Genomic DNA, 17,722 nt, shown 5'->3' with positions numbered 1-17,722 from the left:
CTATTCCTCCTCGAGCGTGACCTTGCCGCCCAGCAGGCGGTAGTGGTCGAAGAAATCGGGATAGGACTTGTTGACAGCTTCGGCGCCGTGGATCACAACTTCGCCGGTAGCACGGCTCGCGGCGATAGCGGCCATCATGGCGATACGATGGTCGTTGTGCGAATCGACCTCGCCGCCGGTAAAGGCATCGACGCCCTTGATGATGAGGTCGTCGCCGGCAATGCGCACCTGTGCTCCCAGCGCGGTGAGCTCACGGGTGGTGGTGACCAAGCGATCGGATTCCTTGATGCGCAGGCGGGCGCAGTCGCGGATGAACGTGCGGCCTTGCGCCAGCGACGCCACGGCAGAGATAACGGGCACCAGGTCGGGGATGTCGTGCGCGCTCATTTCAAAGCCGGCGAGCTTGTCGGACTGCACGGTGGCGGCGTTGGTGGAGCGGACGATGCGGGCGCCAAAGCGCGAGAGCGCGGCAAGTACGTTGCGATCACCCTGGGCCGAGCTAAGCGACACACCCTCGACGGTGATGGGGTCGGAGCCGATGGCGCCGGCGCACAGCCAAAAGGCGGCGTTGGACCAGTCGCCCTCGACAGCTACGTTGCCAGGCGTGCGGTACGAGCCGCTGCTCACGCGGAAGTTCGTAACCTCGGGCTGGCCGTCCTTGGCCGGAATACGCTCGACGTTGACCTCGACGCCGAAGGCCTTCATGGCCTGGATGGTCAGGTTGATATAGGGGCGGCTCTCGATCAGGCCGGTCACCTGCACGCAGGAGGGTTGGGCCAGAAGCGGGGCTGCCAGCAGCAGGCCGGAGATGTACTGCGAGCTCACGTTGCCCGGCAGAATAAAGGTGCCCGGGCGCATGCGGCCGCTTGTCTTGAGCGGAAAACCGCCCAGACCCTGCAGGTCGCAGCCGGCGGCAATGATCTCGTCGGAAAGGGGGGAGAGGGGGCGGGCGCCCAAACGGCCCTGGCCCACAAAGGTGGCCTCTGCCCCCAGTGCGCAGGCGACGGGCAGCATAAAGCGCAGCGTGGAGCCGCTCTCGCCGCAGTCGAGCGTAGCGCCGGCAAGTGCCTTGAGCAGGCCAAACTCAATACTCTTCATGGTGGGATGGACCTGGAAGCCATCCTCGACGGTCTCGATGCGGGCGCCCAGGGCCGTGAGGCAGCGCACCGTGGCCTCGATATCGGCGCAGGTGGTGTTGCAAGTGACGTGCGTCTCGCCGTTGGCGAGCGCAGCGCAGATGATGAGGCGGTGCGCCATCGACTTAGACGCGATGGCGGGAACGGTGCCCTTGAGCGGGGAGGGGGTGATGCGGGCTAGCATGCGGATGCGTCTCCCTTCTGGCCGAGGCCCTCGGCAATTAAATCGTGGAAGGTGGAAAGCGGCGTGCGGTCGATGCTGCAACGGCCAATACCGTGCGGAATCACCAGATCGATAGTGTCACCGGCGCGTTTTTTGTCGTGGAGCGCCTCGGCAAAGACGGCATCGACATCGAGGTCGCAGCGGGTCTTGAGGCCATGGCGGGCGCAGAGCTCCTCAATACGACCGGGCAGTGCGGCATCGCAGACGCCGTGCAGGGCCGCGGCGCGCGTGATGATGCCCATGCCAATCGACACGCAGTTGCCGTGTCCGAGCTTAAATTGCTCGCAAGCCTCGACGGCGTGCCCGGCGCTGTGCCCAAAGTTGAGGAGCTTGCGCTGGTTGGTCTCGCGCTCGTCGGCTACGACCACGGCGCGCTTGATGTCGATATTGCGGGCGATGATGAGCGCCACGCGGGCGACATCGCGGTTGAGCAACTCCAGCGTAAGCGGGGTTTTCTCGAGCTCGGCGAAGAGCTCCGGGTCGGCGATCACGGCGTGCTTGACGACCTCGCCGCAGCCGTCGGCGAACTGCTCGGGCGTGAGGGTGGCAAGGCATCCAACATCGGCGATAACAACACTCGGCTGCCAAAAGGCGCCCGCGAGGTTTTTGCCGGCAGCCAGGTCGATGGCGGTCTTGCCGCCCACCGACGAATCCACCATAGCGAGCAGACTTGTGGGAATCTGCACAAACTTGCAACCGCGCATGTAGGTGGCCGCCACAAAGCCGGCCACGTCGCCCACGACGCCACCACCGAGCGCCACGATCACGTCGGAGCGCGAAAGCTCGCGCTCGGCCACAAACTCCAGGATGTTGATGTAGGTCTCTGCGCGCTTGTGTGCCTCGCCGGCCTCAAAGGTGCAGATGCTCACCTCGTAGCCTGACGCCTCCAGGCTCTGCTTAACGGGCATCTGGTATAGCGGGCCGACGTTGGTGTCCGTCACGATGACGGCCTTGGTGCCGCCGGCAGTGGCGCGCACGAGCGGCCCCGCCTGCTCCAGCAAAAACGTGCCCACATGCACCTGGTAGGGGCGTGCGGTGTCGATATCGATGGTAATCGCCATAAGCTTCGGTCCTTTCGACCTGGCGTGATAGGTGGTCTAGTGGGAGGCCTCGTCGTCGAGTGCGCGCTTAATGCGGTCGCCCTCGGCAAGGAGATTCTCCAGATAGCGCTGGTCGCGATCCTTAAGGGCGCGGCTGTAGGCGCCAAGCGACTCGATCAGATGGTCGATCTCGAAGGCGAGTGCGTCGGCGTCGTCGATCATGAGCTCGGACCACATCTGCGGGTTGAGGTGCGCCACGCGCGTGAGGTCGCGGTAGCTACCGGCCGAAAAGCCGTGGTGGACCTGGGCTGTGGGGCTTTTGACGTAGGCGTTGGACACCACGTGTGCGAGCTGGCTCGTAAAGGCGATCACGCGGTCGTGCTCGGCGGCGCTGGTCACGCTGAACTTGCCAAAGCCCAAGGGGCGCACCATCTCGCGCACCTGGCCCAAAAGCTCCAGCTTGAGCGCGTCGTCCACCGCGGGCGGAACGAGCACGAGCGGTGCGCCCTGGAACAGGTCGGCGCGGGAGTGCGCATAGCCCGAGTACTGGGTGCCCGCCATGGGGTGCGCGCCCACAAAGTAAAAGCCGTGCTCGCGGGCAAGCTCAAAGGCGCGCTCGCACACAATGCCCTTGACGCCCACGGTGTCGATCACCACGGGACCCATGATGGCGTCGGTGTCGGTGGCGTCGGCGAGCGCCTGGGCGTGCGCCTCGAGCCACTCGATGCATGCCTCGGGATAGCAGGCAAGGACGATGATGTCGCATTCGCCGAGCGTCTCGTCGTTGAGCTCGCCGGCAACGGTGCCCATGCTGGCGGCCGTCATGACATCGTCATCGGGGTCCCAGGCCAGCACGCGGACGCCCGCCTGCGCATAGCCACGGGCAAAGCTGCCGCCGATGAGGCCAAGGCCGACGATGCCGGCGCACTTGGGGCCGCCCTGGTTAACACGCGCGTTTCTCACCGTACCCATGGCCTACTCCTGAACGGTCTCTTGGCAGACGACCTCACGGATGGCTCGGATACGACGCATGGTGTCGTCGAACTGATCGGGGGTGAGGGCCTGGGCGCCGTCGGACCAGGCTCGGCTCGGCTCGTCGTGGACCTCGATCTCCAGGCCGTTGGCGCCGCAGGCGGTCGCCGCGAGCGCCATGGGCTCAACGTAGCGGGTGTAGCCGGTGGCGTGGCTGGGGTCGGCGACGACGGGCAGGTGCGACAGGTGGTGCAGCACCGGTACGGCGTTGAGGTCGAAGGTATTGCGGGTGCGGGTCTCGAAGGTGCGGATACCGCGCTCGCACAGGATGACGTTGTCGTTGCCCTCGCTCATGATGTACTCGGCAGCCATGAGCAGCTCGTCGATCGTGCCGGCCATGCCGCGCTTGAGTAGAATCGGGGTCTTGGTTTTGCCGACCTCTTTGAGCAGGGGGAAGTTCTGGGCGTTGCGGGCGCCGATCTGCATGACGTCGATCTTCTTGTCCAAGAAGACCTGCACGTCGCGCGGGTCCATGATCTCGGTGACGATCGGCATGTCGAGCTCGGCCGAGGCTTCGCACAGCAGGTCCAGGCCGGCGGGGCCCATGCCCTGGTAGGCGTAGGGGGAGGTGCGGGGCTTGTAGGCACCGCCGCGCAGCATCGTGGCGCCGGCGGCCTTCACACGGCGGGCGATGCGGATGAGGTTCTCGCCCTCGACGGAGCACGGGCCGGCGATGACCTGGAACTGATCGCCGCCTACATGTACGCCGTGGCCGCAGTCGATGACGGAGTCCTCGGGGTGGAACTTGCGGTTGGCGCGCTTGAACGGCTCGGAGACGCGCTGTACGCGCTCGACGACGTCCATAGACTCGAGCAGGAACGGGTCGATCTTGGTCGTATCGCCCACCAGGCCGATGATCGTCTCGTTCTCGCCGCGCGAGACGTCGGTCTTCAGACCCTTTTTCTCAATCCAGCTGACGATGTGGCTGACGGCCTCGTCGCTGGCGCTCTGCTTTAAAATTGCAATCATGGTGTGCCTCTCACCTCGATGGATAACCCTTGCAAAAACGGCCCGCATCGCGAGCCGTGTATATATGGTGCATGAGAGTTTATACTAATTGCTCCACTTTTGCGTTCTAAAGCGAGTCATCGCGCCACGTCTCCCACGGAATTGCAAAGCTTTTTCTTTTATTTTGTTAGCCCGTGGCGCACTTGGGTATAATGCCAACCGTTCGCCCTATTAGCTCAGGGGATTAGAGCGTCTGCCTCCGGAGCAGAAGGCCGTTGGTTCGAATCCAACATGGGGCACCATCGAACGTAAGACCGTCCGAACCTCGCATGGTCCGGGCGGTTTTTCTTATACCGACGCGACGTGATGGGACGTGGTATGGCAGCAACGGATATCGAGCGCGGACTCTCGACCGCCGAGGTCGAGGAGCGCATCGCCGCCGGTAAGATCAACCGCAACATGGAGCTCAAGACCAAGTCGGTCAAAGAGCTCATCATCGAGAACCTCTGCACGCTGTTCAATTTGATCAACGTGATCTTGGCGATCTTGGTGTTGCTGACCGGTTCGTTTAAGAATCTGACGTTCCTGTTCGTGGTGTTCCTCAATACCGCTATTGGCGTCATTCAATCCATGCGTTCCAAGAAGATGGTCGATAAGCTCACGCTGTTGACATCCAAGAAGGCCATCGCGGTGCGCGACGGCGCCGAGGTGGAGCTCGACTTGGACCAGATCGTGCTCGACGACATCATCCGCCTGGGGCGCGGTGATCAGATTCCCGCCGACGCCGTGGTGGTTTCGGGCGAGGCACTCGTGAACGAGAGCCTGCTGACGGGCGAGAGCGACCTTATTAAGAAACAGCCCGGTTCCGAGCTCATGAGCGGCAGCTTTATCGACTCGGGCCTGCTGCGCGCCCGCGTGATTCATGTCGGCGCCGACAACTACGTGGCCAGTTTTAATAACGAGGCCAAGTACGTCAAAAAGGTCAATTCCGAGATCATGAACGCGCTGAACGCCATCGTGCGCTTTGCGAGCATCATCATGATCCCGCTCGGTTTGGCGTTGTTTGCCTCGAGTGTGAGCGAGCTGTGGGATGCCGCGGCAACCCCGGGCGATAGCGCGCTTTCGTGGTGCTTCTCCGAGCTGTTGGCTGGCCATGTGCCTTCGTCGGCGCTGCTGTCCACGGTGGGCGCCTTGCTGGGCATGATCCCGCAAGGCCTGGTGCTTCTGACCTCGTCGGTGCTCGCCATCGCCACGGTGCGCCTGGCCCGCCGCAAGGTGCTGGCGCAGCAGCTCTACTGCATCGAGACGCTCGCTCGCGTCGACGTGCTGTGCCTGGACAAGACGGGCACCATCACGTCGGGCCGCATGGAGGTCGAGGGCACCTACCCGCTGCCTGTTGAGGGTGTTGGCTTTGGCGTGGACTCGGAGGAGGCGGCTGTTCCCGTCGATACCACAGTGCTCGATTTTGCGCTGGCTAACGTGGCACGTGCGACTTCGGCCGATGCCAACGAGACCTGCCAGGCGCTGCTCAACTATTACGCTGATCGCCCGGTCGAGGTGTCTGAGCCGCTGTCGGTCATTCCGTTCTCGTCGTCTAAAAAATGGAGTGGCGCTTCTTTTGCGCAGGGCTCCTATGTGATGGGCGCCGCGCAGTTTGTGCTTTCGGAGCGTGTGTTTTCGCAGGTCGAGAACCGTGTCGCCGAGCTTGCCGATACCTGCCGCGTGCTCGTGGTGGCGCGCGTGGACGGCTTTACGCCCGATGGCGATATGGTGGGCGAGGCCGAGCCCGTGGGCTTTGTGACCATCCGCGACGAGATTCGTACCTCGGCGGCCGAGACCATCGGCTACTTTAACGAGCAGGGCGTGACCCTCAACGTGATCAGTGGCGACGACCCGCGTACGGTGTCGTCGATCGCGCGCGTGGTGGGCGTGCCGGGAGCGGACGCTTATGTGGACGCCACGACGCTCGATACGCCGGCAAAGCTCGATGCCGCAGTGGACCGCTACCATGTCTTTGGTCGTGTGACCCCGCAGCAGAAGCGCGAGCTCGTGCAGGCGCTCAAGCGCCGCGAGCACACCGTGGCCATGACGGGCGACGGCGTCAACGACGTGCTGGCGCTCAAGGAGGCCGACTGCTCCGTCGCTATGGCGGCCGGTTCCGATGCCGCGCGCAACGTGGCCGAGATCGTACTCGTCGACAACGACTTTGCCTCGATGCCCGCCGTGGTGGCCGAGGGCCGTCGTTCCATCAACAACCTGCAGCGTTCGGCCTCGCTGTTCCTGACCAAGACGCTGTTCTCGATGGGCCTGGCGGCGCTGTGCATCGCGTTGCCGCCGTACCCCTTCGAGCCCATCCAGATGACGCTCATCAACTTCTTCTGCATCGGCGCGCCGGGCTTTGTGTTGGGCCTGGAGCCCAACAATGCTCGCGTGAAGGGGTCGTTTTTGACGAACGTGCTCAAGCGGGCACTGCCGGCGTCGATTGCGGTCATTTTGGCTGCGGCGCTCGATATCTTTGTGGCGCGCGTGTTTGGCTTTAACCAGCTCACGCTGTCTACGATGTGCCTGCTTACATCGTGCGCGGCGAGCGTCAGCCTGATCTGGCGCATCTCGCAGCCTCTCACGCCCTTACGTGTGGTGCTCTTTGTGTTTGTAGTCGCCGGCATCTTGGTGGGCGTTATCGGATTCCCGGAGCTGCTGTCTATTGCCAACCTGTCGATGGGCCAGATGGTTATCTTGGCTGTCATCGTGGTCTTTACCTGCTCGGTGTTCTTTAAGCTCGCCACGATGATGGATTCGTTCAAGCCGCGTCGTCGTCATGCCGCAACTGGTTTTGGCCGCGGTGTTCGCGTCCGCCTGGGTCGCGGTGGCGGCAAGGTGAGCTCGACGGGTTCGACGGCCGAGCGTTTTGCCAAGCGCGTCGCCGCCGACATGGCGCAGCGCCGCGAAGCTCGCACCGTTCGTGAGGCCGAGGCCCGCGCGCTCGAGGGCGTGGCTCAGGCCCAGCCCAAGAAAAAGAAGCCCACGGGCGCCAAGCGCTCCCGCGTAACCAAGTCCGCCCAAGGCATCAAAGTCTCGATGCCAAGCAAGAAGAAGAAGTAGCTACGCGCCCTGCCGATGTTGAATTGGTGCCTTGCTCCTGTGGGGCCGTGTCGATGTTATGCTCTAACCTCAATTGTTTGAATTGCTTCGGAAAGAGGATGCCGTGATCTGCCCGCATTGCCTAAAGACCATCGAGGACGGCGCCTCGTTCTGCCCCTATTGCAACGCATACGTTGGTCCGGGCGATGGCCCCGAGCATACCGAGTTCGTGTTCTGCGAGGGCTGCGGTGCCCGTCTTTCTCCGCATGATCGTACGTGCCCCAAATGCGGACGCCCCGCTCCGGGTATCCTCTCCGAGGACGCGGCCGCATCCGATTTGGCTGCGGGCCGCACGGCGGGCTTTCCGCGCCTAACGCAAGAGCAGATCGATACCGAGGTGCCGCATGCGCCGACCTCTGCCGCTGCGGTTCTTTCGGACGCCGCCGACCCCAATGAGACCTGCGTGCTGCCGGCTTTCGATAAGGATTTCGGTATCCCCAAGGTCGTTATTCCCACGCCGGTTTCCCTGCACGACGATCCTCAAAAACCCAAGCGTAAGGTGCATCCCGACGAGGACGCTTATCACAAGCACAAGCGTCATATTCCCAAGCCGCTCATCGTCATCGCGATCCTTGCCGTCGTGTGCGGTGGTGCCTATTGGTTCGTGACGGCCGATCCCATGGGTGTTATGCCCGGATTCTATGACCAGTTTGGCCAGGCCGCGCAGACGACCTTCCCTACGCGCCAAAAGGGCGAGGCGACTGAGGACGATACCAAGCAGGACGATTCTGCCGAGGTGGTCCAGGAAGAAACCGTGCTGACCGATGATCAGCTCTATACCAGGCTCGATGGTCTGTATCAGACCATCGTATCCTACGGTGACGAGGATCAGATCGGCGAGGTCATCGACTCCTTCAACAACGGCTATCTCCGAACGCCGCTGTCCACCCGTCAGGAGCTGTCGCAGAGTGCCTACGCCCTGCGCGACCAGATCAAAAAGACGCAAGATGAGCTCAACAACCTGAAAGTACAGGACGATACGGTCTATGCGGACGACATCGCCCACCTAAAGCAGCTTGCCGAGTGGATGTATGAGCGCGTTGACGTGATCTGCCAGAGCTGGGATATCTCGCTGGCCATTCCCGATGGTGAGTCGATGAGTTCTCACCAAAGCGAGATCCTGGCGCCCATCGCACAGGGCGGCAACAGCGCGCTGAACCAGTACGATGCCAACGTGGGCTCCTGGAAGCCGCAGCAGCATTCCTAAAATTAGTTCGCCATAGTCGGCATAACCTACGTGCGCAATTGATGTAAGCCCGTGCTTATTGCTACAATTCGTACAAATATGCTTTAAACGCACGAGGAAGGAACCACATGTTTGGTTTTAAGAAAGAGCTCTACACGCCCGAGTATCAGCTTGCCGGCGACGAGTGCGCCGTAATCGAGACGTCGAAGGGTACCATCAAGGTCAAGTTTGACGGCGAGGGCGCTCCCATTCATGTCGCGAACTTCTGCGAGCTTTCAACGATGGGCTTCTATGATGGCCTTAAGTTCCATCGCTATGTGCCCGGTTTTGTCATCCAGGGCGGCGACCCCAATACCCGCGACATGTCCGGCGCCGACGTCGCTGCCGGTCTTGAGGGCCCCGACGGCATGCCCGGTACCGGTGGCCCCGGCTACTGCATCAAGGGCGAGTTTGCCACTAATCCGCGCAATAGCCATGTCGATGGCGCCCTTGCCATGGCACGCTCCATGGACCCCGATTCCGCGGGTTCGCAGTTCTACTTCTGCCTGGGTGCCCAGCATAACCTCGATTCCGGTTACACCGTCTTTGGAACCACGGTCGAGGGTCTCGATGTGATTTCGCAGCTGCGTGCCGGCGACGAGATCGTCCATATCGAGATCGTTCACGAGTAAAGGGGACTTCCTTGAATAGCCAGCTGATCCAACAGGGCCGCGCCGCTTACCGCGCGGGTGATTTTTCCGCTGCAGCCCAGATGCTTGGGGCGGCAAAGACTCCCGATGAGATTATGGGCGAGGCCGATCACCTTCGTGGCAACGCCTTGATGCACCTGGGCATGTATGCCGAGGCCGCCGAGGCCTATGCCGCCGCCCTCAACGACGGCACCTACGGCAAGCGCGGCGCGCTGCTCACCAACCGCGGCAAGGCGCTCGCCGCCGTGGGCGACTACACGACGGCCGCCCAGGCGTTCTCTGCTGCTACGCAGGATGCTTCCTATGCCACGCCGTTTAAGGCCTATCTGGGCCTGGGTAACGCGCTGTTCCAGTCGGGCGACTATGCCAACGCGGGAACCGCCTTCCGTCAGGCTGCCATCGACGGCGCCAATCCGGCTCCTGCCGCCGCACTCGGCGAGCTCGGTCGCTGCTTCATTAAGCTCGGCCGTCCGGCGGATGCCGTGGAGACCTACCGCACGGCTATCGACTTTGCCGGCCCCCGCGACGACACGCGTGCGCTCAACGCCGGCATGGGTCAGGCGCTTTCTGCCGCCGGCCGTCCCTCCGACGCGCTCGACGCCTTTAACGCCGCTACTGCCGATGGCATCTACCAGCTCACCTCCGAGCAGGCCGACGAGCTTGCCCGCGTGCACGATTCGCTTGCCGCGCTGTCTGCCCAAACGGCTATGGCCACGGCTCCGGCGCCCGCGATGGACGCTCCTGCCGTCGATCCGCTCGATCCTACGGGCGCGACCGGTCAGTTTATGCCCGATCCCTCGGACACCGGCTTCTTTACGCTGTCCGAGTCCGAGATGGTCCAGCAGGACCGTCAGGATCGTAAGCAGGCCAAGGTCCGTCGTCGCCATCGCCACACGGGTCTCAAAGTCTTCATCGTGCTGCTTCTGCTCATTTTGATCGCCGCGGGCGGTCTGGGCTTTGCCTACACGCGCGGCTTTGGCTTCCCGTCTCAGGAGTCTGTCGTTACCGATCTGTTCCAGGCTGCCGGCGACGGTGACACCGCAAAGGCCGAGTCTTGCCTGGCCTCGAGCCTGTCCGAGGACGCCAAGTCGATGATCATCTCCTCGATTCCGCAGGGTGCCACCGTGTCCGTCGAGGGCATGGATCAGTCCATGACCGAGACGACCGCTAAGGTGAAGGCATCGCTGTCCAAGGGCGGCGAGCAGGAGTACACCGTCAAATTCGTGCGCTCCGACAACCATATCGGCTGGGCCGTTTCCTCGCTCGATATGGATTTCTCGGCTGCTGACAACCAGTAGTGACCTTATGGGATTTAGCTTTGCCCGGCGCTTCACCGCAAGTGAGGTGCCGGGCTTGCGCTAGTATGATGAGCTAGTAGTTTTCCAGCAATCATCCAACACATCAGGAGTTGCGTTGTTTTCTTTGATGGATATGTTCTTTGGTAGCTATGCGGGCGATCTTGCCATCGACCTCGGCACCGCCAATACGCTTGTCTCAGTGCGCGGCAAGGGCATCGTTATTCGCGAGCCCTCTGTTGTCGCCATCGACAAGAATGACGAGCGCATCTTGGCGGTCGGTATCGAGGCAAAGCGCATGCTCGGCCGTACGCCCGGCAACATCGTGGCCGTTCGTCCCCTGAAGGACGGCGTCATCGCCGACTTCGACGTTACCGAGGCCATGCTTCGCTACTTTATCGACAAGGCGTCCGAGAAGCGCTATCCGTGGACTCCGCGTCCGCGTGTTGTCGTCTGCGTTCCCTCCGGTGTCACGTCGGTTGAGAAGCGCGCCGTTTTTGAGGCCACGATCCAGGCCGGTGCCCGCCAGGCCTATCTGATCGAAGAGCCTATGGCTGCCGCCATCGGCGCCGACCTGCCCGTCGAGGAGCCCACCGGCTCCATGGTCATCGACATCGGTGGTGGTACCACCGAGGTTGCCGTTATCGCTATGGGCGGCATCGTCGTCTCGCAGTCCATCCGTATTGCCGGCGACGAGTTCGACCAGGCCATCCTCACGCACGTTCGCGATGCCTACAACCTGGCCATCGGCGAGCGTACGGCAGAGGACATCAAGATCAAGGTCGGCTCCGCCGTGCCGCTCAAGGACGAGCTCGACGTCGAGGTCAACGGCCGCGACGTGATCACCGGTCTGCCCAAGACCGTGCGCATCGAGAGCGAGGAGATTCGTCGCGCGCTCAACAAGCCGCTCGACGAGATGGCCAAGGCCGTCAAGGACGCACTCGACGCCACGCCTCCCGATCTTGCCTCGGACCTTATGTACTACGGCATTTTGCTGACCGGTGGCGGCGCGCTGCTGCGCGGTCTCGACGTGCGCCTGCGCGATGAGACCGGCGTTTCGGTCAACGTTAGCCCCACGGCGCTCGATAACGTCGTTAACGGCTGTGCCCGCGTGCTCGAGGCCAATGCGTTTGATGGCGGCTTCGTCCAGACCAATGCTTAATTTCCAAAAGGTGGATTCCATTTGGCACGATCTTCGGGTTTCTCCACAAATCTGAATACCAAGCGACAATCAACGGGTATGCGCCCGTTGATTGTTTTCAGCCTGATTTCGGTGTTGTTGCTCACGTTTTATATTCGTGAGGGCGAGGCCGGGCCGATTCATGCCGTGCGTTCGGGCGTGACGACGATTACCTCGCCGGTGCGCTTCGTGGGCTCGGCTGTGGCGGCTCCCTTCAATGCGATCGGCAACGTGTTCTCTAACCTTACGGCGTCGCAGGACACGCTTGACGAGCTTAAGAAGCAAAACGAGGAACTGACCTCTAAGGTTGCTGAGCTCTCCGAGGCTCAAAAGACCGCTGAGCGTCTGGAGGGGCTGGTCGGCCTGCAGTCGACCTACAACCTCAAATCGACCGCAGCTCGTATTGTCGGCGCCTCGGGCGATGCCTGGACTTCGACCGTAACCATCGACAAGGGTTCTGCCGATGGGCTTTCCATCAACATGCCTGTGACGAGTTCGGCCGGTGTTATCGGACAGATCATCGAAGTCTCGGCCAAGACGTCCACCGTGCGCCTGATTGGCGACGAGAACTCGGGCGTGTCCGCCATGGTGCAGGACACGCGCACCCAGGGCATGCTGCAGGGTCAGGCTGACGGCACGCTGCGTCTTGAGTACGTGAGCGTCGACTCCGACGTTAAAGTTGGCGACATCATCGTTACTTCTGGCATCGGTGGCGTGTTCCCCAAGGGCCTTCCGCTCGGCACCGTCTCTTCGGTTGAGAAATCGGCAAACGACGTTTACTACACCATTGTGGTGCGCGCTCAGACCACGGCCGAGAACAATGAGGAAGTGCTGGTCATTACCTCGCTGACCGACGAACAGTCGGCCTCGGATGAAGATGTGAGCACGGCCAACAGCACGCCGCAGGGAACGTCGCGCGATGCTGCGACCAAGACGAAGGACGAGAGCTCGGATGACAGTTCCGACACGTCCGAGACGACCGATTCCGGCTCGAGCGAATAGGGGGCATGTCCATGGATCTACACGAGCAGGGGATGAGCTCCCGCACGTTTGTGATCGCCGCCATCGTGTGCGTGCTGCTGCAGGCAGGCCTCGCACCGCAGATCTCCATTGCGGGCGGTCGCGTCAACTTTATGATTATTCTTGTGTGCCTGAGTGTGTTCTCGGGCGACCCGACCCGTGCCGTCGCGTGCGGTTTTTGCAGCGGCTTGTTCTATGACCTGTCCGCTGCCGTGCCGGTGGGCGTTATGTCGCTCCTACTGACCGTGGGTTCTTTTGCCCTGGTGCACAGCGCCGCCGGTCAGACGGGCGGTACCCCGAGTGCGCGCGGCATCACGGTGGGCACCTTCGCGCTCGTCATTAATGTGATTTACAGCATCATCTTGCTGTTTATGGGTTTGGAGACGAGCTTTGTCGTGGCGATTTTCGGCCATGCGCTGCCGTCTTCGATCCTGACGGGTCTGGTTGCCATTCCATTTTTGATGTCCGGCGTCGTGCCGCAGTCCGGCTATGGATTCTCCGCACGTGGCGGACGCCAGACGGGTATGCGCTTTAAGCCCAAGACCCGCAAGCTCAAATAGGGGAGGCCCGTAGATGTCTTCCCAGATGACGGTTATTATCGCCGGTATCGTGCTGGTCGTGGCCATCGTGGTCGCGCTGGTCATCATGCGTCGGGGCGATTCCCGTTTTACCTACGATACGCAGCATGGAACGGCCCCACGCGCCACCGAGGGCGAGGGCAATACCGCGGCGACCGCCTTTAAGGGCCGCTTTTCCATCCTCACCGCGGGTGTGGGCGCGATGTTTGCGGCGCTTGCCGTCAAGCTGTGGGGCATGCAGATGGTCTCGTCGGACTATTACGAGAAGCAGGCTAATAGCAATCAGACTCGCACCGTTACCACACCCGCTGTGCGCGGCCGCATCCTCGACCGCAATGGCGTGGCGCTTGTCCAGAACCGTCCCTCACTTGCTGTCGTGGCCTACCGCGATCTTGCCGAGGATGAGGTTCTGGTTCGCCATCTTGCCAACGTGCTCGGTATGCCCTACGTGGCGGTTCTGCGCAATATCCAGGACAATTCTGAGGGCGCCCAGAGCCTGCATACCATCGCGACGGACGTCCGTCGCTCCACGGTTGCCTATATTCAAGAGCACGCCGGCGAGTTCCCGGGCGTCAAGATTGCCGAGCGTACTGAGCGCCAGTATCCATATGGCGAGACGGCATGCCATATCTTGGGCTATACCGGCACCATTACCTCCGAGCAGCTCGAGGCCCAGAATAAGAAAACCTCTGGCGATGATGATGCTTCTGCTGGCCGGATTACGTACCAGTCGGGCGATATCGTGGGCCAAGCGGGCGTTGAGAGCTACTACGAAAACCTGCTGCAGGGTATTCGTGGCGAGCAGACCGTCAAGGTCGATGCCTCGGGCAATGTGACCGGTCAGGCCGGCGCCGTGCCCGCGAAGGCCGGCTCCGACATTAAACTCACGCTCGACCTTAAAATCCAACAGGCCTGTGAGACGGCGCTGTCGAGTGCTATCGAGCTTGCCAAGACCACGGGCCACAGTAACGCCGGCAACGGTGCCGTGGTGTGCCTCGATCCCAACAATGGCGAGATCCTGGGCATGGCGAGCGAGCCCAAGTTCGATCCGTCCGTCTTTATCGGCGGCGTCTCAAATGACGTGTGGACTGAGCTTAATGATGACAAGGGTTCGCACCCGCTGCTCAACCGCGCCATTAGCGGACAGTACATGTCGGCTTCGACCATCAAGCCGCTCTCGGCGCTGGCAGGCCTTGAATTTGGAACTTATACCTCCGGCCAGACCACGAACTGCACGGGCTATTGGACGGGCCTAGGCAAGTCGTGGGGTAAGTACTGCTGGCTGCATTCCGGCCACGGCACCATGACGCTGCAATCGGGCATCGCCAACTCGTGCGACCCCGTTTTTTACGACATGGGCAAGGCGTTTTTCTACAACGACCATCATCCCGAGGGCCTGCAGGAGGTCTTTCGTCGCTGGGGCCTAGGCAAGACCTGCGGTATCGATCTGCCGAGTGAGGGCGCGGGCCGTATTCCCGATGCCGAGTGGAAAGAGTCGTACTTCACCGACGCCTCTGCTGAGGACCGCAAGTGGAATGCCGGCGATATGACCAACATTGCCATCGGCCAGGGCGACATCCTGGTGACGCCCCTGCAGATGGCGTGCGCCTATATGGGTCTTGCCAACGGCGGCAAACAGTACGTTCCTCACGTGTTTTTGTCTGCCGTGTCGCGCGATGGCGACGGCGATGCCTATAAGTACAACGGAAAGGGCAAGAAGAAGCGCCTAGAGGCCAAGATCAACAGCGATTCGGATTTGGCTCTTGTTCGCAACGGCATGCACGACGTGATTTACACGGCATCGACGTCCCTGGCGGCTCACTTTGGCACCCTGACGCCGCAGGTATACGGCAAGTCGGGCACGGGCGAGAAAAGCGGCGAGGACGAATACGCGTGGTTCTGCGCCTATGCACCGGCCGATGATCCCAAGTATGTCATCGCTACTGTCCTGGAGCAGGGCGGCGGTGGCTCGGATACCGCGATGCATGTCGTGCGCGACGTGCTCGGCGTGATTTATGACGAGCCCGATACCTCTTCGGCCTCGGGCGATTCTTCGGTTCGATAGGAGGTTGCGATGGATTTTTCTCCGGCGGATCTGTTCCGTTCAACCAAGACCGGCTCTCGCAGCAGCCTGGACCGCGTCAACAAGCAACTTTCGGCCTCGCGCGGCACGTTTCGCCAAAAGGTGCATATCGGCGTGCTCGTGGCTACTGTGGCGCTCGTCGCCTACGGTGCCATCATTATCTGGTCGGCTTCGCAGTTTAAGGCCGATGCCTCGTTCTCACGCCATCTGCTGGGAATTGGCATCGGTGCGGTGCTGGCGGTGCTGGTCTGGCGTACCGACCTGCGCGGTATTTCCAATTTCTCGACGGCGTTGCTCGTCATCGACCTGATCGTGATCCTCTCGCCCAAGATTCCGGGTCTGTCCTATACGGGCGGTCTGGGCATGACGGGCTGGATCAAGATTCCCGGTATCGGCTTGACATTCCAGCCGGTTGAGCTTGCCAAGCTCATCACCATCTTCTTTATTGCTACGCTTGGCTCGCAGTATAACGGTCGCATCGATACCGCTCGCGACTACGTCAAGCTCTGCGGCATGCTGTCCATTCCGTTTTTGGCCGTCGTTGCCATGGGCGACCTGGGCTCGGGCCTGGTCGTGCTGGTTTCGGGCGCCATCGTCATTTGTATGAGCGGTGCACGCCGCGAGTGGGTGCTGTCGACCCTAGCCCTGCTCGTGGGCCTGGTGGCCCTCGTCCTGGCGCTCGATTCGGTCTTTGATTCGCTGCTCGGCCACGATGTGCTCATCAAGCAGTATCAGATGAACCGCCTGACGGTCTTTATCGACCCCGATAATGCCGATTCGGACGATGCGTACAATCTGCAGCAGTCGTTGATCGCGGTCGGCTCGGGCGGTTTCTTTGGTAAGGGCCTGGGGCATGCGACGCAGTCGGCCGGCGGCTTTCTGCCTGAGTTCCACACCGACTTCGTCTTCGCCTTCCTGTCCGAGACCTTTGGCTTTTGCGGTTCCTTTTTGCTCCTGTGCCTCTACGTGCTGCTGATCTTTTCGACGATTCGCGTCGCCTTTAAGTGCGAGTCTCTGTTCCTACGCTTATCATGCGTAGGTATCGTCGGCATGTGGGCGTTCCAGACCTTCGAAAACATCGGCATGTGCATCGGCATGATGCCGATTACCGGTATTCCGCTACCGTTTATTAGCTTCGGTTCGTCTTCGATGATGATTCAGCTGCTGACGGTGGGTATCGTACAATCCATATGGCGGCATCGTTCGGGCGCCGCGTAACCGCTGGAGGGGTTTGCTATGAAAATTCCCGTAGATAAGCTGACCCGCGCTTTTAAGATGGGCGCGTCCGTTAAGAAGGATTCCGATACGCCGGTGCGCGTCTCGGTCTATCTGGATTCGTCCGCCTCGCGCTTTCTGGCCGAGACGGTGCGTGACGCCTTTGTGCCGCAGACGACCTCGGGTATTGTGCGCGTCGAGCGTCTGGGGGAGGAGCGAATTGCTCCAAAGACCGATACCGATGTGGTGCTGGTGCTCTCGTGTGGTTCCGACCGCTTGGAGAGTGCCGTGCAGGAGCTCGTGATCGCCGGCGCGCCCGTGTGCGTGCTTGCCGAGTCCGCTGTTGAGGTGCCGTTTATCGAGGAGTCCACGCCCATGCTCGGCGTGGTAGCGGCAACCGATAAGACGTATCTGCTCGAGACGCTTGCCCGCTGGATTCTCGATCGCACCGACAAGGAAACGGCTTTTGCGGCGAACTTTGCCTTCATGCGCATCGCGGCCGCCAATCGTATCATCACCTCGTGCGCGCTCACCAATATGGCGACCGGTGCGCTGGTGTTTTTGCCGGGCGCCGATTATCCCGTTATGGCGCTGGCGCAGGTGGGCATGCTCTTTGAGCTCGCTGCCGTCTTTGGACGCGGCATTAAGCCTGAGCGCGGCTACGAGGTCGCGGGCGTGCTTGCCGGCGGTCTTGTGATCCGCGCGGTCACCCGCGCGCTCGTCAAGCAGACGCCACATATTGGGTTTGCCGTCAAGGCGCTCACTGCTGCCGCGGGCACCTACGGCATGGGCCGTGCGCTCGTTTCGCTCTACGAGCGCGATGTCGACTACGGCCGTGCCAACGAGGTAGTCACTGCTACGTTCTCCCGCGTTCGCGATCTGGTGACCACGGTCGCGGGCGCTACCCGTCCTATGGCGTCCTACCAGGACGCATCCGATCTCGCAGCTTAGGGGTT

At 61.7% G+C, this 17,722-nt stretch carries 14 protein-coding genes and 1 tRNA gene; 11 read left to right on the top strand and 4 right to left on the bottom strand.

What is annotated here, in order from left to right; genetic code table 11:
* From aroA to aroF, 4 genes are read right to left on the bottom strand one after another with little or no spacing between them, the layout of a single operon-like run.
* Positions 1-1,320 (bottom strand): 3-phosphoshikimate 1-carboxyvinyltransferase, encoded by a 1,320-nt coding sequence (gene aroA, locus DW136_RS03535; RefSeq protein ID WP_118289074.1) that lies wholly within the window; start codon positions 1,318-1,320, stop codon positions 1-3.
* Positions 1,314-2,420, bottom strand: coding sequence for a 3-dehydroquinate synthase (aroB, locus tag DW136_RS03530; RefSeq protein ID WP_118289073.1), 1,107 nt, complete (start codon positions 2,418-2,420; stop codon positions 1,314-1,316). The genes aroA and aroB overlap by 7 nt, the downstream gene beginning before the upstream one ends.
* A gap of 36 nt (positions 2,421-2,456) precedes the next feature.
* Positions 2,457-3,371, bottom strand: a complete 915-nt coding sequence (locus tag DW136_RS03525) for a prephenate dehydrogenase/arogenate dehydrogenase family protein (RefSeq protein WP_118289072.1) — start codon at positions 3,369-3,371, stop codon at positions 2,457-2,459.
* A 3-nt stretch (positions 3,372-3,374) separates the two neighbouring features.
* Positions 3,375-4,400, bottom strand: coding sequence for a 3-deoxy-7-phosphoheptulonate synthase (gene aroF / locus DW136_RS03520; RefSeq protein ID WP_118289071.1), 1,026 nt, complete (start codon positions 4,398-4,400; stop codon positions 3,375-3,377).
* Between the two features lie 204 nt (positions 4,401-4,604).
* Here aroF and DW136_RS03515 point away from each other — a divergent pair.
* The 11 genes from DW136_RS03515 (at position 4,605) to DW136_RS03465 (ending at position 17,717) form a co-directional block, all read left to right on the top strand.
* Positions 4,605-4,681 (top strand) — tRNA-Arg (locus DW136_RS03515).
* Between the two features lie 76 nt (positions 4,682-4,757).
* Entirely contained in the window at positions 4,758-7,481 is a 2,724-nt protein-coding gene (locus DW136_RS03510) for an HAD-IC family P-type ATPase (RefSeq protein WP_118289070.1), read from the top strand.
* 103 nt (positions 7,482-7,584) lie between these two features.
* Entirely contained in the window at positions 7,585-8,727 is a 1,143-nt protein-coding gene (locus DW136_RS03505) for a zinc ribbon domain-containing protein (protein ID WP_158571428.1), read from the top strand.
* Positions 8,728-8,834: 107 nt separating this feature from the next.
* Positions 8,835-9,377, top strand: a complete 543-nt coding sequence (locus tag DW136_RS03500) for a peptidylprolyl isomerase (protein WP_118260059.1) — start codon at positions 8,835-8,837, stop codon at positions 9,375-9,377.
* A gap of 11 nt (positions 9,378-9,388) precedes the next feature.
* Positions 9,389-10,693: a tetratricopeptide repeat protein gene (locus DW136_RS03495; RefSeq protein WP_055309859.1), complete on the top strand. Its 1,305-nt coding sequence runs from the start codon at positions 9,389-9,391 to the stop codon at positions 10,691-10,693.
* Positions 10,694-10,820: 127 nt separating this feature from the next.
* Entirely contained in the window at positions 10,821-11,852 is a 1,032-nt protein-coding gene (locus tag DW136_RS03490; RefSeq protein WP_006236061.1) for a rod shape-determining protein, read from the top strand.
* Between the two features lie 78 nt (positions 11,853-11,930).
* On the top strand, positions 11,931-12,872 hold the full coding sequence (gene mreC / locus DW136_RS03485) for a rod shape-determining protein MreC (protein WP_118289068.1): 942 nt from the start codon (positions 11,931-11,933) through the stop codon (positions 12,870-12,872).
* 11 nt (positions 12,873-12,883) lie between these two features.
* Entirely contained in the window at positions 12,884-13,450 is a 567-nt protein-coding gene (locus tag DW136_RS03480) for a hypothetical protein (protein ID WP_117735138.1), read from the top strand.
* 13 nt (positions 13,451-13,463) lie between these two features.
* On the top strand, positions 13,464-15,533 hold the full coding sequence (mrdA, locus tag DW136_RS03475; protein ID WP_118289067.1) for a penicillin-binding protein 2: 2,070 nt from the start codon (positions 13,464-13,466) through the stop codon (positions 15,531-15,533).
* Positions 15,534-15,542: 9 nt separating this feature from the next.
* Entirely contained in the window at positions 15,543-16,769 is a 1,227-nt protein-coding gene (locus tag DW136_RS03470) for an FtsW/RodA/SpoVE family cell cycle protein (RefSeq protein WP_118289066.1), read from the top strand.
* Between the two features lie 18 nt (positions 16,770-16,787).
* Positions 16,788-17,717 carry a YcjF family protein gene (locus tag DW136_RS03465; protein ID WP_118289065.1) on the top strand — a complete coding sequence of 310 codons (930 nt, stop codon included), beginning with the start codon at positions 16,788-16,790 and terminating at the stop codon, positions 17,715-17,717.
* Positions 17,718-17,722 lie beyond the last annotated feature (5 nt).

It is taken from the genome of Collinsella sp. AM12-1, assembly GCF_003472325.1.
Lineage (GTDB): Bacteria > Actinomycetota > Coriobacteriia > Coriobacteriales > Coriobacteriaceae > Collinsella.
This window is presented reverse-complemented; position numbering and strand designations above follow the sequence as displayed.